Below are 25116 nucleotides of genomic sequence, written 5' to 3'. Positions count from 1 at the left end.
CCCACGCACAATCCGCCCATGCGTCTGCTGCTGCTGTCCGACCTGCACCTGGAGTTCCACCGCTTCGAGCCGCCGGCCTTCGCGCCGCACGAGGCGCCCGACGTGGTGGTGCTGGCCGGCGACATCGCCAACGGCGCCGCCGGCATCGCGTGGGCGCGCGAGGCGTTTCCGCGTCACGAGCTCCTCTACGTTCCCGGCAATCACGAGTACTACGAGGGCGCCCTCGACGAGGTGGAAGCCGCCATGGCGCAGGCCGGCCGCACGCACGGCGTGCACGTGCTGCAGGACGTGGCGGTCACGCTGGGCGGCGTGCGCTTTCTCGGTGCGACGCTGTGGACGGACTTCCAACTGTGGGGCGAGGCGCGCGCGGCCGCGGACACCGAGCGTTGCGAGCGCGTGCTGATGGACTACCACCTCATCGGGCAGGCCGGCCAACCGTATGCGCACGCCGATGGCGAAGCGCCGCAGTGGGCCGTGGACACGCCGGTCGGCCGCTTCAGCGGCCGGGCGCCCGCGCATCCGTTGCGCGCCGCGGACACGCTGGCGCTGCATGCGGCCAGCCGGCGCTGGCTGGCCGCGCAACTGGCGCCGGCGTGCAACCCGGATCCGCTGCGCACGGTGGTCGTCACCCATCACTTCCCGAGCGTGCGGTCCTGCGCGGCGCGGTTCATGGACGATCCGGTGTCGGCCGGCTTCGGCTCCGATCTGGAGGCACTCATGGGCCATTGCGGTGCCTGGCTGCACGGCCACACGCACGACAGCTGCACCTATGTGGTGGACGGGCGCGGCCCGGTGGCCACACGCGTGGTGTGCAACCCTCGCGGCTACCCCTTGCGCAGCGGCGCGCTGGAGAACCCGCACTTCCGCGCCGACCTGCAGGTGGTGCTGACGGAAGACGGCTGGGTGCCGACCTTCACCGCGCCGCGCCGCTAAACTGACGGCTGACCGCTTTCAACGCCACCGCCGAGGCCCCTCATGCGCCCGTCCCCCGTCACCCTCGACCGCGAGGACGCCATCGGCATCCTGCGCATCGACAACCCGCCCGTCAACGCGATCTCGGCCGCGGTCATCGACGGCCTGGCCCGGGCGCTCGACGCGTTCGAGGCCGATCGGTCGCTGCGGGCGCTGGTGGTGCATTGCGAAGGCCGCACGTTCGTGGCGGGGGGCGACATCGCGTCGTTCGAGCACCCGGCCTTCAGTGCCGCGCCACTGAACCGCAGCCTGGCCCGGCTGGAGGCGCAGGATCGCCCCGTGGTCGCGGCGCTGCACGGCACGGCCCTGGGCGGCGGGCTGGAGCTGGCCATGGCCTGCCACTGGCGCGTGGCCGCGCCGGGCACGCGCGTGGGGCAGCCGGAGATCAAGCTCGGCCTGATCCCCGGCTCGCTGGGCACGCAACGCCTGCCGCGCCTGGCCGGCGCCAGGCTCGCGCTGGATCTCATCCTGAGCGGCCGCATGATCGACGCGAAGCAGGCGCTGGCCGCGGGGATCGTTGACGAGGTCAGCGAGCTGCCGCCCCTGCAGGCCGGCCTGGCCCGCGCGCGGGCGCTCGCCGCGGACCCGAAGGGGATTCGTCGCGCCAGCACGCTGGACGTGCCGGTGGCCGGCCTGCCGGCGGACTTCGTCGCCCAGGCGCGGGCCGAGGCGTTGAAGAAGCCGCAATACCCCGCGCTGCTGGCGTCGGTGAACGCGGTGGAAGCCGCCATCGGCCACCCCTTTGCGCATGGCGAGGCGGTGGAGGCGCGTGAGTTCCTCGCGCTGCTGCGTTCGCCACAGTCGCATGCATTGCGGCACCTGTTCTTTGCCGAGCGGCAGGCCGCCAAGATCCCTGGTCTGCCAGCGGGCACGGCCCTGCGGGACATCCGCCGTGTGGGCGTGGTGGGCGCGGGCACCATGGGCGGCGGCATCGCGATGACGTTCGCCAACGCGGGCTTCGAGGTCACGCTGCTGGACGCGAACCAGGCCGGGCTGGACCGCGGCGTCGGCATCATCCGCGCGAACTGGGAGGCGACCGCCGCCAAGGGCCGGCTGACCCAGGCGCAGGTGGCCGAACGGCTGGCGCGCGTGACGCCCACGCTCGCTGACGAAGACCTGGCCGCCTGCGACCTGGTGATCGAGGCGGTGTACGAGGATCTCGCGCTCAAGTTGCAGATCGCCGAGCGGCTGGGCCGCGTGTGCCGGCCGGGCGCGATTATCGCCACCAACACCTCCACGCTGGACGTGGACCGCATCGCGCAGGCCACGGGCCGGCCGGCCGACGTGCTGGGCATGCACTTCTTCAGCCCGGCGCACGTGATGCGCCTGCTGGAAGTGGTGCGCGGCGCCGCCACCGCGCCGGACGCGCTGGCCACGGTGATGAAGCTGGCCGGCCGCATCGGCAAGGTGGCGGTGGTGTCGGGCGTGTGCTACGGCTTCATCGGCAACCGCATGGCCGAGGTCTACATGCGCGAGGCCGAGTTCCTGCTGATGGAGGGCGCCACGCCCGCGCAGGTGGATGCCGCGGTGGAGGCGCTGGGCTTCGCCATGGGGCCTTGCCGCATGCTGGACATGGCCGGCATCGACGTCGGCGCCAAGACCGTCATCGAGTGGGGCAAGACAGGCGGCCGACCGGCAGACCCGGCCTATCGCGCCGTGGTGCAGCAGCTCTTTGCCGACGGCCAGTTCGGCCAGAAGACGGGCGCGGGCTACTACCGCTACGAGGGCCGCAAGCCGCTGGAGAACCCGCAGACCCTGGCTGTGTGCGAAGCGCTGGCACGCCAGCACGGGATCCAGCGCCGCGGGGACATCGGTCCGCAGGAGATCATGGAGCGTCTGCTGCTGCCGATGGTGAACGAGGGTGCGCGCATTCTGGAAGAAGGCATCGCTTATCGCGGCAGCGACATCGACATCGTGTGGACCGCCGGCTATGGCTTCCCGGATCACCGCGGCGGCCCCATGGAGTGGGCCGACCAGACCGGGCTAGCTCACGTCGTGGCGCGGCTGGACCACTATGCCGCCACGCGGGGGAACGCGCATGGCTATTGGACCGTCTCGCCGCTGCTGCGCCAGCTGGCCGCGCAGGGCCAGGCGCTGGCCACGGTGGTGTCGCCGCGTTGGGGGTGATGCGGGCGGGACAAGGTGGGTCGCACGTGAAGTCGGAATTGGGCACACCCGCGTCCCGGTCCGGCGGACCCAGCTCTATCTTGTGCGGTGCTGACTCCTAGGCGGCCTTCACCAATTGAAGCCGGAAGGCGCCGAGCTTCGAGGACAGAAGCCAGCGCACGTAGAAGTAGAAGGCGCCGAAGCCGCAGACGATGCCGGACAGCCCGCCCACGGCCGTCACAGCGCCTCGCGACACGCCCACCAAGGCCAACACGAATCCGAGCACGAAGCCCAGCAGGCCACCGGCGATCATGGAGCCGAGCGTGATGACGATCCCGCGCCAGAAGAAGCTCCAGCACAGGGCAATCTTCAGGCCGAAATCCAGCGTGGGAAAGTGAATCGGTTGCATGGGGCCCCTCCGTTGTTCGTGAGGGACATTGTGCGATGCCGTACCTGCTGACGGCAATGCCTTGTCAGGCCGCCAGGCGAACCACCCAATACACCGCGATCCCCACCTGAACAGCGAACGCGGTGAAGCGCGCCGTCACGGCGGCGGGCGACAGTGAGGCGAGGTGGATGACCGACTGGACGATGCGCGCGGCCAGCAGCAGGTAGGCCAGGGGATCGGTCACGCTGGTCTTGCCGGCCACCGCGGCCAGCAGCAGAAGCCCGCCGAAGATCGGCAGGCCCTCCAGGCAATTGGCGTGCGCTCGCGCCAGCCGCTGCATGAAGGGCGACAGGTTGGTGTTCTCGGGGTTGAAACCGTTGGCCGGCACTTCGCCGGTGAGGACCAGCTTGGAGCGGATGGCCTCCATCAGCACCAGCAGAACAAGCGTCCAGGCCATGAAGCCCAGCAGGGCGGTCAGTGAAGCGGACATGGTGGGCAGCCTCCCTCAGGTGTGGATGAACCGCCCGCCCGCGAACGACCAGTTCTCCCACTGCGTTTCCTTGAACACGACCATCACGTCCTCGGGGTCGAAGCCCTTCGCGGCCAGCTGCGTCATCAGGAAGCCGACCATCTGCTTCTTGACTGTCACGCTGCGGCCGACCGACCACAGCACCTCGATCAGCACGAAGTCGTCGCTGCGCTCGCGCTGCGCATCAGGGTAGGTGGGGTCGAAGCGGAAGTCGTCCGCATCCAGTTCCAGCACGCGGTGGAACTTGTCCGTGGCCGGTACGCCCACGTGCTTCAGGGCCTCGTGCACGCAGTCGAGCACGTCGGACTTGAACTGGGCGGTCTTGGGGCGGCGGACGGTCAGGGTGATGAGTGGCATGGTGATGGGGAGATGACTACTCCGGCTTGATGTTCCGTTCCTTCACCACCTTCTCCCACTTGGCAGATTCCTTCTGCATGAAGTCCGCCAGTTCGGCGCGGCTGGTGGGGTGGGGCGACAGGCCGTGCTTGGAGAGCGCCTCGCGGATCGCGGGGTCGTTGAGCACCTTCACAAGTTCGGTGTTGTAGCGGTCCAGCAGAGGCGCAGGCGTCTTCGCCGAGGCGACGAAGGCGTACCAGTTCAGCGCCTCGAAGCCCGGCAGGCCCGACTCGGCCACGGTGGGAATGTTCGGCATGTACGAGGGCCGGGTGAGCCCGGTGGTGGCGATGGGGATGAGCTTGCCCGCCTCCACGTGCGGCAGCGAGGTGGGCGGCGCCGAGAAGTAGCCGGTGAAGCGGCCGCCCAGCAGGTCGTTCATGGCTGGCGCGCCGCCCTTGTAGGGCACGTGCAGCATCTCGGTGCCCAGGCGCGATGCGAACAGCTCGCCGGTCAGGTGCGAGGCGGAGCCATTGCCGGTGGAGGCATACGACACGTTGTTGGGTGCCTTCTTCGCGGCGGCGATGAAGTCCGCCATGGTCTTGATGCCGGCGCCCGGGTGCACCACCAGCAGGTTGGGGAAGTGCACGCCGCCGGAGATGGGCGCGAGGTCCTTGAAGGGGTCGTAGCCCACCTTCATCATGTGCGGCGCGATGGTCAGCGGCCCGATGGAGCCGAACAGCAGCACGGTGCCGTCGGCCGGGCCCTGCGCCACCTGCTGGTGGACGATGTTGCCGCCGGCGCCGGCCTTGTTCTCCACCACCACCGAGTGGCCGATGTTCTCGCCCAGCTTCTTGGCGATCAGTCGCGCGGCCGAGTCGGCGGCGCCGCCGGGCGCGAAGCCCACGTACAGCGTGATCGGCTTGGCCGGCGGAAAGGCCGGCGCCTGGGCGTGGGCGGCGCCCGCGAGGGCAAGGGAGGCGGCCGCGGCGGCCGCGCGCAGCAGATGGCGCTTGTGCATGTGGGGTCTCCGTGCAGCGAAGACCGCAAGTTAGCACCAATCGGACCACCCCAGGCGCGGAACATCGCGCACGACACTCGACGCTGTCGGCTTCCCGAGGCAAGATCGCGCCACCATGCGTCCCCTCATCCTCCCCGGCGAAGTGGCGTTCATCGCCATCCGCGCGCAGGGCCCGGGCGGCCAGAACGTCAACAAGGTCTCCAGCGCCGTGCAACTGCGCTACGACGTCGCGGCCTCCTCGTTGCCGGAGGATGTGAAGCAGCGCCTGCTGGCCACATCCGACCAGCGCCTCAACAAGCACGGCGTGCTGGTCATCAAGGCGCAGACGGCGCGCACGCAGGAGCAGAACAAGGCCGAGGCCCTGGCGCGCCTGCAGGCCCTGGTGGAGGCCGCGGCCGAGCCGGTGATCCCGCGCAAGGCCACGCGGCCGACCCGCGGGTCGGTCCAGCGGCGGCTGCAGGGCAAGGCCCAGCGCTCGACCGTCAAGGCGCTGCGGGCCAAGGTGGCGCGGGCCGCGGAGTGATCGGCCGAGGCCGTCCCTGTCGAATTCAGCGCCGCCCGCTCGTCGTCTCGATGGAGGGCCTTCCTCCAGCCCCCGATCCAGGAGATTCCGGATGCCCACCCACACCGTCACCCTGCACCGCGTGATCCGCTGCACGGCCGACCGCGCCTGGCGCGCCTTCATCACCCCCGCCGCCATGGCCAAGTGGCTGCCGCCGCACGGCTTCACGGCCACGGTGCACGAGATGGATGCCCGCGTCGGCGGTGCCTGGCGCATGTCATTCACCAACTTCCATTCCGGCCACTCGCACCACTTCGGCGGCCGCTACCTGGAACTGGTGCCCGGCCAGCGCCTCGTCTACACCTCGGCTTTCGACGATCCCGGCCTGCCCGGCGAGATGACGACCACGGTGGACATCACGCCCGTGTTCTGCGGCGTCGAGCTGCGCGTGGTGCAGCAGGGCATTCCGGAGGTCATTCCCGTGCAGGCCTGCCACCTCGGCTGGCAGGAGTCGCTCACGCTCTTCACGCAGCTGGTGGAGCCCGAGATTCCGGGGTGAGTGAGCAGCCCGGCCCGGCGTATGCTGGCGGCCATGACCGCCGATGCCATTCTTGCCTTCTGGTTCACCGAGATCACCCCCGCCCAGTGGTGGAAGGTCGATCCCGCGTTCGACGCCGCGCTGGCCGAGCGCTTCGGCGCCCTGCACGCCGCGGCGGTCCAGGGCGAACTGCACGCATGGCGGGCCACGCCGCGTGGCCGCCTGGCGGAGGTGATCGTGCTCGACCAGTTCTCGCGCAACATTCATCGCGGCACGGCGCGGGCGTTCGCGGCCGACCCGATGGCGCTCGCCCTGGCGCAGGAGGCCGTGGCCGGCGGGCATGACATGGCCCTGCCGCCGGCCGAACGGCGCTTCCTCTACATGCCCTGGATGCACAGCGAGTCGCGCGCCATCCATGCCCAGGCGGTGGAGCTGTTCACGCGCCTGGGCGATGCCGACGTGCTGCGCTACGAGCGTGCGCACCAGGCCATCGTGGACCGCTTCGGCCGCTACCCGCATCGCAACGCGGTGCTGGGCCGTGCCTCCACGCTGGAGGAGATGCAGTTCCTGCGCGAGCCGGGATCCCGGTTCTGAGGCCGGTGCGCCAGCCGCCGGGTGTCCGGAATTTGCACCCCCCGGCCCGGACGTCCGCGCACAATCGGGCGATGCTCCACGACAAGGTCGACTACCCGCACCCGGTGCCGCCGCGCGGCGAGTTCCACGAGATCGTGCCCGGCGTGCGCTGGATCCGCCTGCCGCTGCCCTTCCGGCTGAACCACATCAACGTGTGGACCATCGACGACGGCGACGGCTGGGCGCTGGTGGATACCGGCGTGCGCACCGAGGAGACGGCGGCCGCCTGGGAGCGCCTCACCGCGCAGGCGCCGCACGACCGGCCGCTCACCCGGATCTTCGTCACGCACATGCACCCGGACCACATCGGCATGGCCGGTTGGCTCTCGCGCAAGTACGGTGCCCGGCTATGGATCTCGCGGCTGGAATACCTCACCTGCCGGGTGCTGGTGTCCGACACCAACCGCGAGGCGCCGGCCGACGCGGTGCGCTTCTACCAGCAAGCGGGCTGGTCGCCGGCAGCCATCGAGGCCTACCGCGCGCGCTTCGGCAAGTTCGGCCTGCACATCCATGCGCTGCCCGCCAGCTACAAGCGGCTGGAGGACGGCCAGTGCATCCGCATCGGCGTGCACGACTGGGAGGTGGTGGGCGGCAACGGCCACTCGCCCGAGCATTCGTGCCTGTACTGCCCTGCGCTCAAGCTGCTGATCTCCGGCGACCAGATCCTGCCCAAGATCTCCAGCAACGTGTCGCTGCACCCCAATGAGCCCGAGGCCAACCCCATGGGCGACTGGATGGCCTCGCTCGACAAGCTGCAGGCGCGCGTGCCGGACGACGTGCTGGTGCTGCCCGCCCACAACGATTGCTTCCACGGCCTGCACGTGCGCATTGAGCAGCTGCGCCGGGGGCAGGAGCAGGCCTTCGACCAGTTGCGCGAGATCCTGCGCGAACCCAAGCGCGTGATCGATGTGTTCCCGGCGCTGTTTCGCCGCGCCATCGACCCGGCCGATGCCAGCCAGCTGGGCCTGGCCACCGGTGAGGCGCTGGCCTGCCTGAACTACCTGGTGCAGCGCGACGAGGTGCGTCGCGAGCTGCGCGACGGCGTGGCCTGGTACCGGCTGGCCTGAGGAGAAGTCATGAGCGACACCCCTGCCGTCATCGCCCGCGTCGAAGGCGCGGTCGGCGTGCTGGAACTGAACCGCGCCGACAAGTTCAACTGCCTGTCGCCGTAGTCGCATGTGGAACTGCAGGCCGGGCTCGCGGCCTTCGAGCGCGATGCCGCGGTGCGGGCCGTGCTGGTCTGTTCCACTGGCCGCCACTTCTGCACCGGCGCCGACCTCGACGCGGTGCAGGCCGCGCGCGCCGTCCCCGGCGGTCTGGAGAAGCTGCTGGCCGACGGCCATGTCACGCTCGACCGGCTGGAGGCCTCGCCGCTGCCGGTGGTGGTGGCGGTGCAGGGGCTGTGTCTGGCCGGCGGGCTGGAGCTGATGCTGGGCGCCGACGTGGCCTTCGCGGCCGAGGATGCGCAGTTCGGGGACCAGCACGCGGCCTATGGCCTGGTGCCCGGCTGGGGCGGCAGCCAGCGCCTGCCGCGCATCGTGGGCCTGCGCCGCGCGATGGACCTGTTCTACACGGCGGGCCGGCTCGACGCTGCCACCGCGCGCGACTGGGGGCTGGTGAATCATGTGGTGCCGGCCGCCGATCTGCGGCAGGCGGCGCTGGACTACGCGCAGGCGCTTGCGGCCCGCAGCGCCAGCGGGCTCGCGGCCATGAAGCGCCTCGCGCGCGAGGGCCTGGAGCAGCCGCTGCCCGCCGCCCTGGCGCTGGAGCGCGAGCTGGCCGGTGTCGCCATCTCGGGGCCCGACGTGGCCGAGGGCCTGCAGGCCTTCGCCGAGCGGCGCACCCCGCGCTTCGCGGTGCGCGCCGTCGCTTGAGGCCGTTGCGGCGGCAGGTGCCTGCGCAACGGGTTGACGGGCATCAACGGCGGCCGGTGCAGCCTGAATAGACTGGGCCCCAGCCATGGACCTGATCGAGACTGACTTTCCGGTGGCGGCCGCCCGTCTGGGCGCCGCGCTGGCCGTCGGCCTGGTGGTGGGCCTGGAGCGCGGCTGGAACGATCGTGACGTGCCTGAAGGCGGCAGGGTGGCGGGCTTGCGCACCTTCACGCTCATCGGCCTGCTGGGCGGTGCGCTCGGGCTCGCGGGCAGCACCTGGCCCGCCGCGGCGGGGCTGGTAGCCGTGGCGTTGCTGTTCGCGGTGTCGTTCAGGCAGGCCGCGTCGGCCTCGGGCACGCTGAGCATCACCACGGCCATCGCGGGGCTGGTGACTTATGCGCTGGGTGTGCTGGCTGCGCAGGGGCATGTGCTGATCGCCGTAGGCGCCGCCACGGTGGTGGCCTTGCTGCTGGACCTGAAGGAGGAGCTGCATCGCGGGATCCGCCAGATCGCCCCGGCGGAGCTGGACGCGGTGCTGCAGCTCGGTGTGCTCACGGTCGTCGTGCTGCCCCTGCTGCCTGACGCAGGCTACGGACCCTACGGCGCGATCAATCCCTTCCGGCTCTGGGTGGCGGTGCTGCTGATTGCCGGCCTGTCGCTGGCCGGCCATGCGGCCAGCCGCTGGCGCGGCGCGCACCAGGGCCTGCTATGGGCCGCCCTGCTGGGCAGCCTGGCTTCCTCGACGGCCGCCACGCTGGCGCTGGCCCGCGCCGCCCGGGCGGAGCCCACGCTCGCCCCTGCGGCCGGCTCGGCTGCGGTGGCGGCCTGCGGCGTCATGTTCGTGCGCATGGCCGTGGTGGTGAGCCTGCTGCAGCCGCGCCTGGCCACCAGCCTGGGTGCGCTGCTGATGGTGATGGCCCTGGCCTGCCTCACGGCCGGTGCGGTGCTGTGGCGGCTGAAGCCGCCCGTGGCGTCCGCCGAGATCGCGACGAATGGCAAGGTGTTCGATCTGCCGACGGCGGTGGGATTCGGCGTGATGCTGGGCGCGGTGGCCCTGCTGGCCCGTGCGGCACGTGAGCACCTGGGCGAGTCCGGCCTGTATGGCGTGGCCTTCGTGTCCGGCCTGACGGACGTGGACGCGATCACCATCTCCACCATCGGGCTGGTGCGGGACGGCACCGCCCCGGTGGAGGTGGCCGCGCAGGCCATCGCGCTGGCGGTGCTCGCCAACATGGTCGTGAAGGCCACCATGGCGTGGTTCATCGGTGGCCGGGCGGTGGGCCAGCGTGTGGCGGGCGGCTATGCCGCCGCACTGGTCGTGGGCGGCATCGCGCTCGCGGCCACCGTGGCCTGAGTTCAGCCGCCTTCCAGCTGCTCCAGGGCCTGCTGCGCGCGGGCCAGGTCCATGCCGATCAGCGTGCGGCCGATGTCGTTCTCGGGCTCCTCGGCGCACAGCCGGTCATAGGCATGACGCAGGCGCAGGTAGTCCACCACGGCGCGCACCCAAGGGGGCTCGCGGCGGGTGGAGAAGGCATAGGGCGCGGTGCGCGGCAACAGCATGAAGGTAGGACGGGCACGCGCCACGAGCGACGCTGCCCGCCATCGTAGGCAGGCCGCGCGCCGTCGGCGAGCCACGTTCGTCGGCTGTGTGGTTTTGCGCACACCGCCGTGACATCAAGGCTGCGTCTGCAGCGAAGTCACGACGTATTGGCCGCCTTCCTTGGCGGCGGTGAAGGTGACCTTGTCGCCCGCCTTCACCTTGTCCAGCCAGGCACGGTCCTTCACCTCGAACACCATCGTCATGGGCGGCATGTCCAGGTTCTTGATCTCGCCATGCTTCAGCGTGATCTTGCCGGCGGACTTGTCGACCTTGCGTACTTCAGCCTCGGCGCGGTCGGCCTGCGCGTGCGCGGCGAAGGCGATCAGGGTGGTGGCCAGCAACGTGGTGATGCGTTTCATGGAAGCTCCTTCGGGCGTCGGTAAGGGTCAGGTCTTGAAGTACGAGGCGTAGACGCGGGTGGTGCCGTCGCGCTGGACCAGCAGCACATCATGCGGGTCACGTCGATTGCCGTAGATCGGGCCGTCCATGCCAGGCGACCCCACTGGCATGCCCGGCACGGTGAGGCCGATCGCGTCGGGCCGCTCCTGCAGCAGGCGGCGGATCTCGCGCGCCGGCACATGGCCTTCGATCGCGTAGCCGCCCACCAGGGCGGTGTGGCACGAGCCCAGGGCCTGCGGCATGCCCAGGCGGGCGCGCATGGCGGCGTTGCCCTTGTCATGCACGCGGCTGGCGAAGCCATTGGCCTCCAGGTAGGTGATCCAGTCCTTGCAGCAGCCGCAGTTGGGGTCCTTCCACACCTCCACCAGCACGCGGCTGGGGCCCTGGGCGCGCACGCCGGCGGCGGCGAAGGGCAGGGCAGCGGCCAGGGCCAGCAGGCGGCGGCGCCGCCAGATCGGTCGGGCAGGCACGGGGTTCATGGCTTCTTCTCCTGTGAGGCGGGCGTGACGACGACGGTTCCCACCATGCCGGCCTCGAAGTGGCCGGGCAGCAGGCAGGCGAACTGGAAGGTGCCGGGGCGGTTGAAATGCCACACGAGCTGGCCACGCTGGCCGGCGGCCACGTGGGCCATGTAGGGCTCGTCGTGTTCCATGCCGGGGTGCTTCTTCATCAGCTCGGCGTGGGCCGCCAGCTCCTCGGGCGTGCCGATCACCATCTCGTGCAGCAGGCGGCCGTTGTTGCGCACGACGAAGCGGATGGTCTCGCCCTCGCGCACGGTCAGGCGGTCCGGCGTGAAGCGCATCTGGTCGCTCATGCGGATCTCGATGGTGCGGGCGCCCCGGGCCTCGCCGGCGATGCCCCAGGGCTTCTGTTCCTTCACCACGGGGGCCGTCCCGTGCCGCTTGTGGGCTTCGCCGTGGGCGAGCGCCGCCGGCACCGCGAGGGCCGCGCACCAGGCCAGGGCCAGGCGGCGTGTCGAATCAATGTTCATGGTGACCTCCATGGGGTTTGCGTACGCGCATGGGATGTGCCCCGCGCGCGGGGGTGGCGGCTGGCTGGCGACTGGGCGCTGGCAGCTCGCCAGTGAACTCGTGGGCCACGGTGCCCGGCGGGTGCCGGAACCAGCCCGGATCGCCGTAGTCGCCGCGCTTCTGGTCGCGCCGGACCTTCAGCACGGTGAACATGCCGCCCATCTCGGCCGGGCCGAAGGGCCCCTTGCCGGTCATCATGGGCAGGGTGTTGTCCGGCAGGGGCATCTCCATCTCGCCCATGTCGGCCATGCCGCGCTCACCCATCACCATGTAGTCGGGCACCAGTTTCTGCATCTTGCGCACCAGGCCGCGGTGGTCCACGCCGATCATGGTGGGCACGCCGTGGCCCATGGCGTTCATGGTGTGGTGGCTCTTGTGGCAGTGGAGGGCCCAGTCGCCCTCCTCGTCGGCGATGAAGTCGAGCTGCCGCATCTGGCCCACGGCCACGTCGGCCGTCACCTCGTGCCAGCGCGCCGATTTCGGCACCGGCCCGCCGTCGGTGCCCGTCATCACGAACTCATGGCCGTGCAGGTGCACCGGGTGGTTGGTCATGGTGAGGTTGCCCACGCGCATGCGCACCCGTTCGCCCTGGCGCGCCACCAGCGGCGCGATGCCGGGGAACACGCGGCTGTTGAAGGTCCACAGGTTGAAGTCCAGCATGGTGTTCACGCGCGGCGTGTGGCTGCCGGGGTCGATGTCGTAGGCGGCGAGCAGCCAGCAGTAGTCGCGGTCCACCGGGTCGATCAGCGGATGCCGGCCCTTCGGGTGCGTGATCCACATGCCCATCATCCCCATCGCCATCTGCGTCATCTCGTCGGCGTGCGGGTGGTACATGAAGGTGCCGGGGCGGCGCGCCTCGAACTCGTAGACGAAGGTCTTGCCCACCGGGATCTGCGGCTGCGTGATGCCGCCCACGCCGTCCATGCCGTTGGGCAGGCGCTGGCCATGCCAGTGCACGGCCGTGTGCTCGGGCAGCTTGTTGGTGACGTAGATGCGCACCCGGTCGCCCTCGACCACCTCGATGGTGGGGCCGGGGCTCTGGCCGTTGTAGCCCCACAGGTGGGCCGTCATGCCGGGCGCGATCTCGCGCAGCACCGGCTCGGCCACCAGGTGAAACTCCTTCACGCCATCGCGCATGCGCCAAGGCAGCGTCCAGCCGTTGAGGGTGACCACCGGGTTGTAGGGGCGGCCATTGGGTGGCGCCAGGGGCGGGGCCGTGTCGGGCTTGTCCATCGTCACGGGTTCGGGCAGGGCGGCCATGGCCACCCGGCTCACCGAGGCGGCGGCCACGCCGGCCAGGGCGGCGCCGCCAAAGAAGGCTCTGCGTTGCATGGTCAGTGTCCCTTTGCTTCGTTGGCGGGCGCGGCGGCGCCGCCCGCGAGATCGGCCAGCGCGCCGGGCGAGGTGCCGGTGAGCGCGGTGCGCAGGTCGGTGTCGGCGATCCAGAAGTCGCGTTGCGCCGCGATCGCGCCGGTGACGGCGGTGACGTGGTTGCGGGTCTCGGCCAGCAGGTCCCACACGCTGGCGAGCATGCCGTTGTAGCGCAGCAGCGTCTCGTCGCTGATGAAGCGGCGCAGCGGCACCACCTCGTCGCGGTAATGGCGCGCCAGGTCGTACGCGGTGCGCCAGCCGTGCCAGGCCTCGCGTGCCTCGCTGCGGGCGCGCACGGCGGTGTCGCGCAGGCGGGCCTGGGCGAGGCGCAGGGTGGCGTCGGCGCGCGCGGTGCGTGCCTGACCCTGGTCGAAGAGGGGCAGGCCCAGCTCCAGCTCCCAGCCGCGCGTGGTGTCCCGGTGGCCGGCGGCGTTGTCGAAGGTGGTGTTGCGCATCAGGGCCAGCTCCACGCCATCGACGAGCGCGGTGGCGCGGGCGTAGCCCAGCTGGCCGGCTGTCTGCAGCGCCTGGTCTCGCGCGGCGCGCACGTCCAGCCGCTCGCGGATCGCGGTGGCTTCGATGTCCGCCGGCTCCGCCAGGGCGGCGGGCAGGTCGGGCAGGCGGTCCGCCAGGGTGTAGGCGGCGGCCTCGGCACCCCACAGCCCCATGAGGCGCGTGAGGCGCTCGCGCGCCGCCACGGCCTGCTGCTCGGCGCGGGCGAGCTGCGCGGTCACCTCCGCCATCGTCGACTGCTCGCGGGCCTGCTGCAGGCGGCTGAAGTTGCCCGCGCCGACCATCCGGCGCGCCAGTTCGGCACCCGCCTCGGCGGCCTCCATCGCGTCGCGCAGGTAGCGCGCCGTCTGCGCCGCGGCGACGGCCTGTACCCAGGCCTTGCGCGTGTCCGCGGCGACGCGGATCACCTCCTGCGCCGCCTGCAGCCGGGCGATGGCCGTCTGCTCGCCAGCCAGGCGGGCCCGCCAGGGCAGCGTGAAGAGATCCAGCACGTTGAAGCGCAGCAGCCGTTCGAACTCCACCGTCTGGCCTTCGCGCAGGCGGCTGAAGGCGAAGTGCGGATTGGGCAGCGCGGCGGCCTGCGCGCGGTCGGCCTCGGACAGCGAGAGCGCGGCCAGGCTGGCGTCGAGCGCCGGGTTGCGCGCGAGGGCGATCCGCACGGCGGTGTCGGCGTCCAGCGGTCCGGCGGGCAACTGCGCGCGCGCCGTACCTGCGGCACCGGTCACGCCGATGCGATCGCCGGCGGTCTGCAGCACCTGCTGCCGCTGGACCTGGGGCTCGGGCACGCTGGCGCAGCCGGCGAGCAGCAGCGCGGCCGCCAGCGTGGCGAGAAGTCGGGGGGAAGGGGTCATGCCGGCCTCCTAGTGGCGATGGGCGGGCGCCGGCGCCGGTGCTGGCGTGGGCGCTGGCGTCGGGGCGACATCGGCTGCGCGCGGTGCCAGCCGGGGGCTGCCCGCCGGGGCCACTTGCTGCTGCTCCCAGCGCAGGATGTCGATGTGGCCGCGCGGGAAGCGCGCGACCTCGGCATTGGCGCGCTTCCAGTCGCCCGGGCCTTCGGCCACGCCGGCCGGGCGTGGCGGCAGCACGGAGCGGTAGGTCGGGCGCGGCGCGGAGGCCGCGGGGTCCGCCGGGTCGGCGGGGCCGGACGCGGGCGCGACCAGCGGGATGCAGGTGGCGGCCAGCGCGGCCGCCCGAAACAGGGCATGCATGGAATCTCTCCGGCTGCGGAACACAGCGTCGGGCATCCCGTTCAGGGACGCGCCGGACGCACCACGGGCAGGGAGATCAGGAAATGGGCGGCTTGAACAGCCCGGCCGGCGCGATGCTCATGATCGCGTCGTTGCGGGAGGCGGGCACAGGCTGCGCCACGGCAGCCGGCAGGTGGGGCGCGGAGGGCAGCAGCACGCCCACGGCGGAACAGATCTGGCAGGCCGAACAGGTGGGGCAGTCAGCGCGCGTGTCGGCCGGCTGCGGCGCATCCGCGTCGGCTGGCGCGGGCAGCAGGGCGGCGGCTTGCATGCCATGGCAATCCGGCTCGGCTGCTGGGGCCTTGTCGTGCAGGTCATGCGTCGCATCCAGGTGCACCCCCTGGCTGGCCGCCGCAAGCCGGGTGACGAGCATCTCGCCGGCCATGGCATCGCCCACCCAGCCGCGCACGGACAGCAGCAGGACGAGGGTGAGGAGCAGCCAGCGGCGCATGGAACGGATGATACGGGGCTGTGCGATCCGGCGCTCAGGCCGGCGCCAGGCGGGCGCGGGCCTGGGTGATCCAGCCAGCCAGGCCGTCGAGCAGGTCGGCGTCGCTGAACGAGCAGCTCTCGCCGCTGAAGAGGGCGCTGGACTCGACGCTGTCCAGCAGCCGGCCCAGTACCTCGTCATAGCGGGGCGGCAGAGCTGGCAGCGCGGCCGCATGGCCGCGGGCCAGCACCACGAACTGCGCCGGCGTGACCTCTCCGGCGCGCAGCCGCGCGAGCGCGGCCTCCAGTTCGTCCAGCGGTGTCACTGGATCGGCCGCGGCAGCGGCATGCGCTTGCGCTGCATCACCTCGCGCAGGCGGTTCGGGTAGTCGGTGATGATGCCGTCCACGCCCCAGTCGATCAGCCGCTCCATCGCTGCCGGCTCGTTGACCGTCCACGGGATCACCTTCAGGCCCAGGCCTTGCGCCTCCTTGACCAGCGCCTCCGTGAGCGCGCCCTGGTTGGGCGACCAGGTGGCGCCGCCGGCGGCCTTGACCATGCGCGGCACGCTGCCGCCATGGTCGGCCAGCTTGAAGCCGGCCGTCCAGCGCTCGTCCTTCACGTTGTCGTTGTTGGCGGTCTGGATGGTCAGGTACACGGTGGGGATGGACGGCTCGCGCTTCTGCATCAGCTGCAGCGTGCGCCAGTCGAAGGACTGGATCGTGACCCGGTCGGTCACCTTGTGTTCCTTGATGGCGCCGATCAGCAGGTCGACCATGGACTCCGGCGACACGGTCTCGTCCGGGCGGGTGGGGTTGATCTTGGTCTCGATGTTGAAGCCCACCTGGCGGCCGGCCACCGCGTTGACCATCTGGAACACGTCCACCAGCCGCGGAATCCGGGTGCGGTCGGCGGGCTGCTGCTCCTTGAAGGTCTCGGCGTACGAGGTGCCCGGCTTGATGCGGCCCACGTCGTAGGCCTGGATCATCTTGGTGCTCATGTTCTTCAGCAGCGGGCCGCGCTCGCCCTCCAGCCACTGGCCCACCAGATCGCGGGTGAACACCGGGTTCAGGTAGGGGTCATGGGCCACCACGAGCTGCTGGTCGGCGGCGACGCCGACGTCGAGTTCGAGCGTGTTCACGCCGATGCGCAGGGCGCGCTCGAAGGCCACCATGGTGTTCTCCGGGGCCAGGCCGCGCGCGCCGCGGTGGCCCTGCAGGTCGAAGCGGCGGGCCGCCGCGCCGCTGGCGGGCGCCTGGCTGGCGGGCATCGGGGCGCAGGCCGCCAGGGCGGCCATGGCGAAGGGGGCAAGGAGCAGGCTTCTCTTTTTCATGGGGTGCGATTGTCTCAAGTTCGGCTTTGGTAGATTCCCGAGGTCCAGCCAGGCCAGACCCATGACCCAGAGCCCCCCAGCCGCCCCTTGGTTCCCGCAGCCGACCGTGACCGCCCGCGGGGTGCGCGCGTGAGCGCCCGCTTCGCGGATGTCGTCGGCGTCCGGGTCGACGAGGCGGCGGAGGGCCGCAGCGTCCTGCGCCTGTCCCTGGCGCCGCTGCACCTCAACGTGCATGGCATCGTGCACGGCGGGGTGCCCTTCACCCTGGCCGACACGGCCATGGGCGCGGCGGTCCATTCCCGGCTGGCGCCCGGACAGGCCTGCGTGACAGTGGAGATCAAGATCAGCTTTTTCAAGCCCGCCCAGGGCGACGAGCTGGTGGCCGTGGCGCGCGTGGTGCACCTGGGCCGCACCCTGGCCCACGTGGAGGCGGACGTCCACGCCGGCGAACGACTGATCGCCCGCGCCACGGGCACCTTCGCCGTGATCGACCGCAAGCCATGAGCGGGGCCGCCAGCGTCGCGGCCACCCCTGCGGCACCCGGGGCGACGCGCTGCCCGAGCTGCCGCCGCGCCATGCAGGTGCTGGACCTGAGCGCCCACTACGGCCGCCGGGTGGAGATCGACCTGTGTCCGGCCTGCCATCTGCTGTGGTTCGATGGCACCGAGTCGGTGCGCCTCAGCGGCCGCGGCGTTCTGGACGTGCTGCGCGCCATCCAGGCTTCGCACGGGCAGGCGCACGAACCGCTGGCTTCCACGCTGGCCTGCCCCCGCTGCGAGACACGGCTGCAGCGCAGCGCCAACCTCACCGCGCTCGGCCCGACCGCCCACCATGAGTGTCCGCGCGGCCACGGTGCTGCGCAATCCTTCTCGCTTTACCTCGCGGAGAAGGGCTTCCTGCGGCCGCTCTACCGGCCCGAGGTGGAGCAGCTGCGCAAGCGCCCCGAGGACCGGCAGGTGTACTTCTGCCTGAACTGCGGCGCCCCGCTGGACCCGCGCTCACGCGAGGCATGCAGCTTCTGCGCCTCGCCGGTGCAGGTGGTGGACGTGCTGCCCTTGCTGCGCGCGGTGGACCGCCAGACCGGCCAGCTCGGGGCCGGGTCGGCCACCACGGGCGGGCTCAAGCCCATGCATCACGCCTGCCCGCACTGCGGCGCGCAGGTGGACCTGCTGCGTGACCGGCGCTGCGAGAGCTGCACCATGCCGGTGGCGCTGAGCCACCTGGGTGAGGCGCTGCGGCTGATCGAACCCCTGGCCCCCGCGGTGGAGGCCGGCCAGGCCACGCCTGAGTTGCGGCGCCGTCGCCTGGCCGAGTCGCTGGACGGCGCGCCCACCGGCCTGCCGCCTTCGCGGCCGGCGCACGGCTACCAGCATTCGCTGTGGGTCTACTTCGCCGCCGCCGGCGTGATGCTGCTGCTGGGCATGCTGGCGGTCTGGGTCGCGCGCTGACCCCTTGGCTGCTATAAACCGTTCCCGGAGGGATCCATCATGCTGCTGCTCTTCGCCGGTCTGTTCCTGATCCTGCTCGGGCTGTTTGCCGGCGTGGTGCTGGTCGCCGCCCCGCTGGGCCTGGTGCCCTGGCACCCGGGCGCGGTGCTGTGGGTGCTGTTCCCGGCCTTCAGCATCACCGGCTTCGTGCTGTTCGCCATCGGCGGGCGCAGCGCCCAGGTGCGCAGCGGCTCGCTCGCCGTCTCCGCCCTGCTGCTGGTGCTGGCGCTCGCCTCCGCCGCCGGCCTGGTGCTGCAGGCCGCCGACGTGCTGGGCGCCAACGGCAGCAGCCTGTCGCTGTGGTACGTGATGCTGGTGGCCGGCTTCATCGGCGTGGTCGGCGCGGCCTCGCTCGGCCGCCTGCCGGACCAGTCCTCCGCCTGACCCGCTTCCCTCGACCGCTCAGTCCAGCTTCGCGCCCGACTTCTTCACCGCCTCGGCCCAGCGCGGCATCTCGGCGGCCAGGAACTTCGCGAAATCCTCCGCGCCCAGGAAGGCCGGGTCGGCGCCCTGCGTGATCATGCGGTTGCGGATCTCCGGGCTGGTGAGCACCTGCCGGAACGCGTCGCTCAGGCGGTCGCGCACGTCACGCGGCAGGTTGGCCGGCGCCAGGAAGCCATAGAAGCCGACCACCTCGAAATCCTTCAGGCCGCTCTCCATCACGGTCGGGATGTCCGGCAGGGCCGGGTTGCGCTCGCGGCTGGTCACGGCCAGCGCGCGCACCTTGCCCTGCTTGTGATAGGCCGCCGCCTGCGGGATCGACTCGGCCATGAACTGCACCTGGCCGGCCATCAGGTCGGTGAAGGCGGGCGCGCTGCCGCGGTAGGGGATGTGCACCATGAACAGGCCGGTGGCGCTCTTGAACATCTCCGGCACCAGGTGGCTGATGCCGCCGTTGCCGGCCGAGCCGTAGTTCACCTGTCCGGGCCGGGCGCGGGCGTAGTCCATGAAGTCCTTGAGGCTCAGGACCGGCACCTTGGGGTTGACCAGCAGCGCCAGCGGCTGCATGGCGCTGCGGGCGATGGGCGTGAAGTCGCGCAGGGTCTGGTAGGGCAGCTTGCCGTACAGGGCGGGGTTGATCACCATCACGCCGGTGTTGGCCAGCATCAGGGTGTAGCCGTCGGGCGCGGACTTCATCACCTCCTGCGCGCCCACGGTGCCGCCGGCGCCGGCCTTGTAGTCGATCACGATGGGCTGGCCCAGCACGGCCTGCAGGCGCTCGGACAGCAGCCGCGCGTGCTGGTCCAGCGGGCCGCCGGCGGGGAAGCCGATCACCAGGCGGATCGGCTTCTCGGGGTAGGCGGCGTGGGCGCCGAGCGTGGCCAGCGAGATCAGGGCCGCGGCGGCGGCTTTCCAGAGGGTCATGCGGAGTCTCCGTGGGGATCGTTCTTCAGGGTGAAGCCGGATCGTAGCTCTGCCGTGGCGTCGCCCAGGCGACCCCGGATCGGGGCTTTCCCGATGCTGCGGCCGCACCGGCTCGCCATGATGGCGGACCCTTCCGGACACCTTTCCATGGACCGACCGCACCACCGCTTCTGGCCCAAGCGCCTGCCCCGTTCGCTGACCCTGCCCGCCACGTCGCTGTGGGACAACCTCGAGACCAGTGCGCGCCGCTACCCGGACAAGGCGGCCCTCGTCTTCTTCGGCCAGGTCATCACCTACGCCGGACTGCAGGCGCAGGCCGAGCGCCTGGCGGCCCGCCTGGCGGCGCTCGGCGTGGCCCGCGGTGACCGCGTCGTGCTGTGCATGCAGAACTGCCCGCAGCTCGTGATCGCGCACTTCGCCATCCTGCGCGCCAACGCGGTGGTGGTGCCGGTCAACCCGATGAACCGGGCCGAGGAGCTGAAGCACTACATCACCGATCCGCAGGCGCGGGTGGCCATCACCACCGGGGACCTCGCGGCCGAGTGGGCCCAGGCGCATGCGGAGCTGCCGGCGGGCGGCCGCCTGGCGCACCTGATCGTCACGCAGTTCACCGATGCCTTCGACCCCGCCCATGCCGAGGCGCAGGCCATGCCGGCGGCCTGGCGCGACTGGCTGCTCACCCGGCACGCGCTGCCCGCGCTGGAAGGCGCGCACACCCATGCGTGGACCGAAGCGCTGGACAATGCGCTGGCGCCACCCGCGCTCACGGTCGGCCCGGCCGACCTGGCCGTGCTGCCTTACACCAGCGGCACCACGGGCCAGCCCAAGGGCTGCATGCACCCGCACCGCAGCCTGATGCACAACGCCATCGCCAGCACCGTCTGGGGCAATGGCACGCAGGAGAACGTGACGCTGCTGGTGGTGCCCATGTTCCACATCACCGGCATGGTGAGCGTGATGCACGCCAGCATCTACATGGCCGCCACCATCGTGCTCATGCCCCGCTGGGACCGCGAGCTGGCCGGTGCGCTGATCTCGCGCCACCAGGTGACGAGCTGGACGAACATCCCCACCATGGTGATCGACCTGCTGGGCAGCCCGAACTTCGCCAGCTTCGACCTCACCAGCCTGGTCCACATCGGCGGTGGTGGCGCCGCCATGCCGCAGGCGGTGGCGCAGCGCCTGCTGGACCTGTATGGCCTGCGCTACGTCGAGGGCTACGGCCTCACCGAGACGGCCGCGCCGTCGCACAGCAACCCGCCGGACGCCCCCAAGCAGCAGTGCCTGGGCATCCCGTTCATGAGCTGCGACGCGCGGGTGATCGACCCCGAGACCCTGCAGGAGATGCCGCCCGGCGAGCAGGGCGAGATCATCATCCATGGCCCGATGGTGTTCGAGGGCTACTGGCAGCGGCCCGAGGCCACGGCCGCCGCCTTCATCGAGTTCGAGGGCAAGCGGTTCTTCCGCTCGGGCGATCTCGGGCGGGTGGACGAGGAGGGCTACTTCTTCCTCACCGACCGCTTGAAGCGCATGATCAATGCCTCCGGCTTCAAGGTGTGGCCAGCCGAGGTGGAGGCACTGATGTTCCGCCACCCCGCCATCCAGGAGGCCTGCGTCATCGCCGCGCGCGACAGCTACCGCGGCGAGACCGTGAAGGCAGTGGTCGTGCTGCGCGCCAGCCACAAGGGCCAGGTGAGTGAGCAGGCCATCATCGACTGGTGCCGCGAGCACATGGCCGTCTACAAGGTGCCCCGCATCGTGCAGTTTGCCGAGGCGCTGCCCAAGAGCGGCAGCGGCAAGGTGATGTGGCGCACGCTGCAGGAGGCCGAGGGCCGTTCGTAGCGCCGGCGCCGCAGGCCCGATTGCGCCGGGTCGAGCGGCGGCCCTACACTGGTGCCTCTCCACCTGTCGAGGTGGATGGAGGGATCCATGACGACCACCCTGCCGCCCAGCACCGCCTGGCGTGAGCGTGTTGCGCCCGACGAGGCGGCGCGCTATGCCCGCCATGCCGATGTGTTCGCGGGCATCCAGCAGCGCAAGAACGAACGCTGGGGCAACGGCCGGACCCTGCACCGCAAGCAGCTGGCCGCCGCGCGTGGCACGCTGGAGGTGCTCGATGGCATTCCGGCCTATGCGGCGCACGGCCTGTTCGCGCAGCCGATGGACCACGAGGTGTGGGTCCGCCTGTCCAACGGCGGCTTCGACCGCGCCCCCGACCGCGTGCCCGACATCCGCGGTTTCGCGATGCGTGTGTTCGGCGTCGAAGGCGATTCGGCGCTCGGCAACGGGCCGGCCCGCAGCCAGGACTTCACCCTCATCAACCAGGAAGTGTTCGCCTTCCCGTCCAGCGACGAGTTCGTCGCGTTCGCCGCCGCTGCCTCCAACGGCAACGGCGAGCTGCTGAAATACCTGTTCCGGCGCCATGGCGTGTTCGGCCTGCCGCGCCAGCTGGCGCTGCTGGCGCGCACGGCCGGGCGGCCCTTCAGCGGCTTCGCCACCGAAACCCTCTTCAGCTGCCTGCCCATGGCCTGCGGGCCCTACGCGGTGCGGGTGCGGCTGGTGCCAGCGGCCTCCAACGGCGCGCCCGACGGCGCCGCCAAGGCCGACTGGGGCGCCGATTTCGCGCGGCGCCTGGCGGCCGGCCCGCTGCACTGGGATCTTCAGCTTCAGTACTACGCCTCGGATGGCGACACGCCGATCGAGGATCCCACGGTCAACTGGCCCACGCCCTACACGACGGTGGCGCGCCTGATGCTCCCCCCGCAGGACCTGGCCTCACCCGAGGGCGAGGCCTTCTCGCGCGAGGTCGAGGCCACGGTCATCGACCCATGGCAGGCTCTGGCCGACCACCGGCCCCTGGGCGACATCCAGCGGGCCCGAAAGGCGGTCTACTACCGCAGTCAGCAGGGGCGCGGGGCCGGCTGACCGCCCCCGGATGCCTGCGCGTCACGCGGGGGCATCGCGGCGCGCCTAGACTCGCGGCGCAACTTCCCTTCGACATGGCCCGCATCCTCGTCACCGGCGCGTCCGGCTTCATCGGCGGCACCCTCGTGCGCGCTCTCCAGGCGCGTGGCGACACGGTCGTGCGCGTGCTCCGGCATCCGCCCGCCGGCGCGCGCGACGTGCTGCAGGCCGACTTCGCCTCGGTGCCCGGTCGTGACTGGTGGCAGCCCCGGCTCGCCGGCATCGACGCGGTGGTGAACGCCGTGGGCATCCTGCGCGAGGACCGGCAGCGCAGCTTCCGCGCGCTGCACACCGAGGCACCGGCGGAGCTGTTCCATGCCTGTGCGGCCGCGGGCGTGCCGGTGGTGGTGCAGGTGTCCTCGCTCGGGTCGGACGAGAACGGTTTCACCGCCTACCAGCGCAGCAAGAAGGCAGCGGACGACGTGCTGCGCAGCCTGCCGCTGGCAGGTGCCGTGGTGCAGCCCTCGGCCGTGTACGGCCCGGGCGGCAGCAGCACCGCGATGTTCAACACCATGGCGCGCGCGCCGGTGCTCGCGCTGCCCGATGGCGGCCGCATGGCGATGCAGCCGGTGCACGTGGCCGACGTGGTGGCCGGCATCCTCGCCGTGCTCGATGCGCCGCCGAAGCCGGTGCGCACGCTGCACTTCGCCGGGCCAGAGGCCATGCCGTTCCGCGAGTTCCTCGCGCGGCTGCGCGCGGCGCTGGGCGTCCGCAGTCCGCTGCGCACCTTGCCCCTGCCGGCGCCGCTGTTCCGGCTGGGCGCTTCGCTCGCGGGCCTGGTGCCGGCGAGCCCGCTGGATGCCGATACCGCGGCGATGCTGCTGGCGGGCAGTCGCACGGATCAGAATGCCTTGCCAGCCTTGCTGGGGCATGCGCCGCGGGCGGTGGAGGCTTTCGTGGCTGGCTGAGCCGGGCTCGCGATTTCCGTGTAGGCTGGGGTGGAGCGCCCGCGCAACCCCAGCGATCCCGAACCATGCACATCACCCGCATCGAACCCTTCATCCTCCACGTGCCGGTCACCGGCTCGCAGATCGCCGACAGCACGCACAGCATCACCCACTGGGGCGTGGTGGGCGCGCGCATCGACACCGACACCGGGCTGTCCGGCTACGGCTTCACCGGCACCCATGCCCATCTGCCCGGTGACCAGCTCATCACGCGTTGCATCGAGACCTGCCATGCGCCCCTGCTGCTGGGGGAGGATCCGCGCGACGTGCAGCGGCTGTGGCTCAAGCTGGCGCGCAACCCCGCGCTGCAGTGGATCGGCCGCGCCGGCATCACCACGCTGTCGCAGGCCGCCATCGACGTGGCGCTGTGGGATCTGAAGGCCAAGGCCGCGGGCGTGCCCCTGTGGCAGCTGCTGGGCGGCCAGGTGCGCGAGAAGGTCCGCGCGTACAACACCGACATCGGCTGGCTCTCGATTCCCGACGAACAGCTGGTCGAAGGCGCGCGCCGCGCCGTGGCGCAGGGCTTCAGCGGCATCAAGATCAAGGTCGGCTCCACGGTGGAGCGGGACCTGCGCCGCTTGGCCGCCGTGCGCGCCGCCATAGGGCCGGATGTGACGCTGGCCGTGGACGGCAATGGCAAGTGGGACCTGGCGACCTGCCTGCGCTTCTGCCGGGGCGCGGAGCCGCACGACGTGTACTGGTTCGAGGAGCCGCTCTGGTACGACGACGTGAAGGGCCACGCCGCGCTGGCCCGCGCCACCACGGTGCCGGTGGCGCTGGGCGAGCAGCTCTACACGCAGGATGCGTTCAGCGAGTTCTTCCACCAGGGCGCCATCCACTGGGTGCAGCCGGACGTGACGCGCATGGCCGGCGTGACGGAGGTGTGGCGCGTCTGCGAGACGGCGCACGCGTACCGCCTGCCGGTGGCGCCGCACGCCGGCGACATGAGCCAGGTGCACGTGCACCTGAGCTACGCGCATCCGGCCTGCCAGGTGCTGGAGTACATCCCCTGGATCAAGGACTGCTTCACCGACCCGGCCGAGGTGGTGGGGGGCTTCTTCCGCCGGCCGGCGGAGCCGGGCGCGGGCACCACGCCCACGCCGGAGGCATGGGCCCGGTATCGGCAGCCGACGGCTTGAGGCGCCATGCCCCTGAGCGCCGCAGGGCCAACCCTGCGCTTCGGCGCCGCCTGCGCTACCGTGGCGGCCTCATCCAACCAAGGAGTCCGTCATGCGTGCACCCCTCGTCCTCGCGCTGGGCCTGGCCTTCGGCGCATCCGCCTGGGCCCACAACTGTCCGAACGAGATGAAGGCCATCGACGCGAAGCTGGCCACGAAGCCGCAGATGTCGAAGGAAAACATGGACAAGGTGATGGCCCTGCGCAAGAGCGGCGAAGACCATCACAAGGCTGGCAAGCACACCGAGTCGATGAAGGACCTCGGCGAAGCGAAGAAGATGCTGGGGCTCTGAGGCGCGATCGCTGGGATTGCGCTGCGCTCCATCGCCAGCCTACGGGGGCGGGGTGGGGTAAAGC

31 protein-coding genes are annotated in these 25116 nt (G+C 71.4%); 16 read left to right on the top strand and 15 right to left on the bottom strand.

Translation table 11 applies throughout. The features are described from left to right. The first annotated feature begins 18 nt into the window (after positions 1–18). Both ACE3T5_RS11070 and ACE3T5_RS11065 read left to right on the top strand, forming a co-directional pair. Positions 19–933: a metallophosphoesterase gene (locus ACE3T5_RS11070; protein WP_374667514.1), complete on the top strand. Its 915-nt coding sequence runs from the start codon at positions 19–21 to the stop codon at positions 931–933. 42 nt (positions 934–975) lie between these two features. After that, complete coding sequence (locus tag ACE3T5_RS11065; RefSeq protein ID WP_374667512.1) at positions 976–3099, top strand: 3-hydroxyacyl-CoA dehydrogenase NAD-binding domain-containing protein; 2124 nt, start codon at positions 976–978, stop codon at positions 3097–3099. Positions 3100–3196: 97 nt separating this feature from the next. Here ACE3T5_RS11065 and ACE3T5_RS11060 read toward each other — a convergent pair whose 3' ends face one another. From ACE3T5_RS11060 to ACE3T5_RS11045, 4 genes are all read right to left on the bottom strand, one after another. Further along, on the bottom strand, positions 3197–3487 hold the full coding sequence (locus tag ACE3T5_RS11060; protein WP_374667510.1) for a hypothetical protein: 291 nt from the start codon (positions 3485–3487) through the stop codon (positions 3197–3199). 64 nt (positions 3488–3551) lie between these two features. Beyond that, entirely contained in the window at positions 3552–3956 is a 405-nt protein-coding gene (locus ACE3T5_RS11055; RefSeq protein WP_374667508.1) for an MAPEG family protein, read from the bottom strand. A gap of 15 nt (positions 3957–3971) precedes the next feature. Next, positions 3972–4352, bottom strand: a complete 381-nt coding sequence (locus tag ACE3T5_RS11050; RefSeq protein WP_374667506.1) for a tautomerase family protein — start codon at positions 4350–4352, stop codon at positions 3972–3974. Between the two features lie 16 nt (positions 4353–4368). After that, entirely contained in the window at positions 4369–5349 is a 981-nt protein-coding gene (locus ACE3T5_RS11045) for a Bug family tripartite tricarboxylate transporter substrate binding protein (RefSeq protein ID WP_374667504.1), read from the bottom strand. A gap of 115 nt (positions 5350–5464) precedes the next feature. Here ACE3T5_RS11045 and arfB point away from each other — a divergent pair, with 115 nt between their 5' ends. From arfB to ACE3T5_RS11015, 6 genes are all read left to right on the top strand, one after another. Then, a complete protein-coding gene (gene arfB, locus ACE3T5_RS11040; protein ID WP_374667502.1) occupies positions 5465–5872 on the top strand; it encodes an alternative ribosome rescue aminoacyl-tRNA hydrolase ArfB in 408 nt (135 codons plus the stop codon). A 91-nt stretch (positions 5873–5963) separates the two neighbouring features. Then, entirely contained in the window at positions 5964–6410 is a 447-nt protein-coding gene (locus ACE3T5_RS11035; protein ID WP_374667500.1) for an SRPBCC family protein, read from the top strand. A gap of 33 nt (positions 6411–6443) precedes the next feature. Further along, on the top strand, positions 6444–6983 hold the full coding sequence (locus tag ACE3T5_RS11030; RefSeq protein WP_374667498.1) for a DUF924 family protein: 540 nt from the start codon (positions 6444–6446) through the stop codon (positions 6981–6983). A gap of 71 nt (positions 6984–7054) precedes the next feature. Continuing rightward, positions 7055–8089, top strand: coding sequence for an MBL fold metallo-hydrolase (locus ACE3T5_RS11025; RefSeq protein WP_374667496.1), 1035 nt, complete (start codon positions 7055–7057; stop codon positions 8087–8089). Positions 8090–8200: 111 nt separating this feature from the next. Beyond that, positions 8201–8896: an enoyl-CoA hydratase/isomerase family protein gene (locus tag ACE3T5_RS11020; protein WP_374667494.1), complete on the top strand. Its 696-nt coding sequence runs from the start codon at positions 8201–8203 to the stop codon at positions 8894–8896. A gap of 85 nt (positions 8897–8981) precedes the next feature. Further along, positions 8982–10250: an MgtC/SapB family protein gene (locus ACE3T5_RS11015; protein ID WP_374667492.1), complete on the top strand. Its 1269-nt coding sequence runs from the start codon at positions 8982–8984 to the stop codon at positions 10248–10250. Between the two features lie 2 nt (positions 10251–10252). Here the strand turns inward: ACE3T5_RS11015 and ACE3T5_RS11010 are convergent, their stop codons facing one another. The 10 genes from ACE3T5_RS11010 to ACE3T5_RS10965 all read right to left on the bottom strand — a co-directional run bounded on the left by ACE3T5_RS11010 (position 10253) and on the right by ACE3T5_RS10965 (position 16819). Beyond that, positions 10253–10456 (bottom strand): hypothetical protein, encoded by a 204-nt coding sequence (locus tag ACE3T5_RS11010; RefSeq protein WP_374667491.1) that lies wholly within the window; start codon positions 10454–10456, stop codon positions 10253–10255. 114 nt (positions 10457–10570) lie between these two features. Continuing rightward, positions 10571–10855 carry a copper-binding protein gene (locus tag ACE3T5_RS11005; protein ID WP_374667490.1) on the bottom strand — a complete coding sequence of 95 codons (285 nt, stop codon included), beginning with the start codon at positions 10853–10855 and terminating at the stop codon, positions 10571–10573. Positions 10856–10882: 27 nt separating this feature from the next. Next, positions 10883–11374 (bottom strand): DUF411 domain-containing protein, encoded by a 492-nt coding sequence (locus ACE3T5_RS11000; protein WP_374667488.1) that lies wholly within the window; start codon positions 11372–11374, stop codon positions 10883–10885. Beyond that, positions 11371–11886, bottom strand: a complete 516-nt coding sequence (locus ACE3T5_RS10995) for a plastocyanin/azurin family copper-binding protein (RefSeq protein ID WP_374667486.1) — start codon at positions 11884–11886, stop codon at positions 11371–11373. The genes ACE3T5_RS11000 and ACE3T5_RS10995 overlap by 4 nt, the downstream gene beginning before the upstream one ends. After that, positions 11876–13258, bottom strand: a complete 1383-nt coding sequence (locus ACE3T5_RS10990; protein WP_374667484.1) for a multicopper oxidase family protein — start codon at positions 13256–13258, stop codon at positions 11876–11878. Before ACE3T5_RS10990 ends, ACE3T5_RS10995 begins: the two co-directional genes overlap by 11 nt. A gap of 2 nt (positions 13259–13260) precedes the next feature. Continuing rightward, on the bottom strand, positions 13261–14661 hold the full coding sequence (locus ACE3T5_RS10985; protein ID WP_374667482.1) for a TolC family protein: 1401 nt from the start codon (positions 14659–14661) through the stop codon (positions 13261–13263). Positions 14662–14670: 9 nt separating this feature from the next. Beyond that, positions 14671–15018: a hypothetical protein gene (locus ACE3T5_RS10980; RefSeq protein ID WP_374667480.1), complete on the bottom strand. Its 348-nt coding sequence runs from the start codon at positions 15016–15018 to the stop codon at positions 14671–14673. Positions 15019–15094: 76 nt separating this feature from the next. Next, entirely contained in the window at positions 15095–15508 is a 414-nt protein-coding gene (locus ACE3T5_RS10975) for a hypothetical protein (protein ID WP_374667478.1), read from the bottom strand. A 34-nt stretch (positions 15509–15542) separates the two neighbouring features. Then, positions 15543–15812, bottom strand: a complete 270-nt coding sequence (locus ACE3T5_RS10970) for a hypothetical protein (protein ID WP_374667476.1) — start codon at positions 15810–15812, stop codon at positions 15543–15545. Then, entirely contained in the window at positions 15809–16819 is a 1011-nt protein-coding gene (locus ACE3T5_RS10965) for a glycerophosphodiester phosphodiesterase (protein ID WP_374667474.1), read from the bottom strand. The genes ACE3T5_RS10970 and ACE3T5_RS10965 overlap by 4 nt, the downstream gene beginning before the upstream one ends. Before the next feature lie 129 nt (positions 16820–16948). Between ACE3T5_RS10965 and ACE3T5_RS10960 the strand changes: the two genes are divergently transcribed. From ACE3T5_RS10960 to ACE3T5_RS10950, 3 genes are read left to right on the top strand one after another with little or no spacing between them, the layout of a single operon-like run. Continuing rightward, positions 16949–17323, top strand: coding sequence for a PaaI family thioesterase (locus ACE3T5_RS10960; protein ID WP_374667472.1), 375 nt, complete (start codon positions 16949–16951; stop codon positions 17321–17323). Continuing rightward, positions 17320–18267 (top strand): hypothetical protein, encoded by a 948-nt coding sequence (locus ACE3T5_RS10955; protein ID WP_374667470.1) that lies wholly within the window; start codon positions 17320–17322, stop codon positions 18265–18267. The genes ACE3T5_RS10960 and ACE3T5_RS10955 overlap by 4 nt, the downstream gene beginning before the upstream one ends. Positions 18268–18306: 39 nt before the next feature. Further along, positions 18307–18690 carry a hypothetical protein gene (locus tag ACE3T5_RS10950; RefSeq protein WP_374667468.1) on the top strand — a complete coding sequence of 128 codons (384 nt, stop codon included), beginning with the start codon at positions 18307–18309 and terminating at the stop codon, positions 18688–18690. 18 nt (positions 18691–18708) lie between these two features. On the opposite strand, the gene ACE3T5_RS10945 is transcribed toward ACE3T5_RS10950, so the two are convergent. After that, positions 18709–19671 carry a Bug family tripartite tricarboxylate transporter substrate binding protein gene (locus ACE3T5_RS10945; RefSeq protein ID WP_374667467.1) on the bottom strand — a complete coding sequence of 321 codons (963 nt, stop codon included), beginning with the start codon at positions 19669–19671 and terminating at the stop codon, positions 18709–18711. Between the two features lie 147 nt (positions 19672–19818). Between ACE3T5_RS10945 and ACE3T5_RS10940 the strand changes: the two genes are divergently transcribed. The 5 genes from ACE3T5_RS10940 to ACE3T5_RS10920 all read left to right on the top strand — a co-directional run bounded on the left by ACE3T5_RS10940 (position 19819) and on the right by ACE3T5_RS10920 (position 25052). Next, entirely contained in the window at positions 19819–21513 is a 1695-nt protein-coding gene (locus tag ACE3T5_RS10940) for a long-chain fatty acid--CoA ligase (protein WP_374667465.1), read from the top strand. Between the two features lie 87 nt (positions 21514–21600). Further along, entirely contained in the window at positions 21601–22596 is a 996-nt protein-coding gene (locus tag ACE3T5_RS10935; RefSeq protein ID WP_374667463.1) for a catalase, read from the top strand. Between the two features lie 74 nt (positions 22597–22670). Next, positions 22671–23543, top strand: coding sequence for an NAD-dependent epimerase/dehydratase family protein (locus ACE3T5_RS10930; RefSeq protein WP_374667461.1), 873 nt, complete (start codon positions 22671–22673; stop codon positions 23541–23543). 65 nt (positions 23544–23608) lie between these two features. Beyond that, positions 23609–24721 (top strand): mandelate racemase/muconate lactonizing enzyme family protein, encoded by a 1113-nt coding sequence (locus tag ACE3T5_RS10925; RefSeq protein ID WP_374667460.1) that lies wholly within the window; start codon positions 23609–23611, stop codon positions 24719–24721. 91 nt (positions 24722–24812) lie between these two features. Further along, positions 24813–25052, top strand: a complete 240-nt coding sequence (locus tag ACE3T5_RS10920; protein WP_374667458.1) for a hypothetical protein — start codon at positions 24813–24815, stop codon at positions 25050–25052. Positions 25053–25116 lie beyond the last annotated feature (64 nt).

The organism is Ramlibacter sp. (genome assembly GCF_041916345.1).
Taxonomy (GTDB): domain Bacteria; phylum Pseudomonadota; class Gammaproteobacteria; order Burkholderiales; family Burkholderiaceae_C; genus Ramlibacter.
The sequence above is the reverse complement of the archived record's forward strand: the minus strand, read 5'-3'. Positions and strand labels throughout refer to the sequence as shown.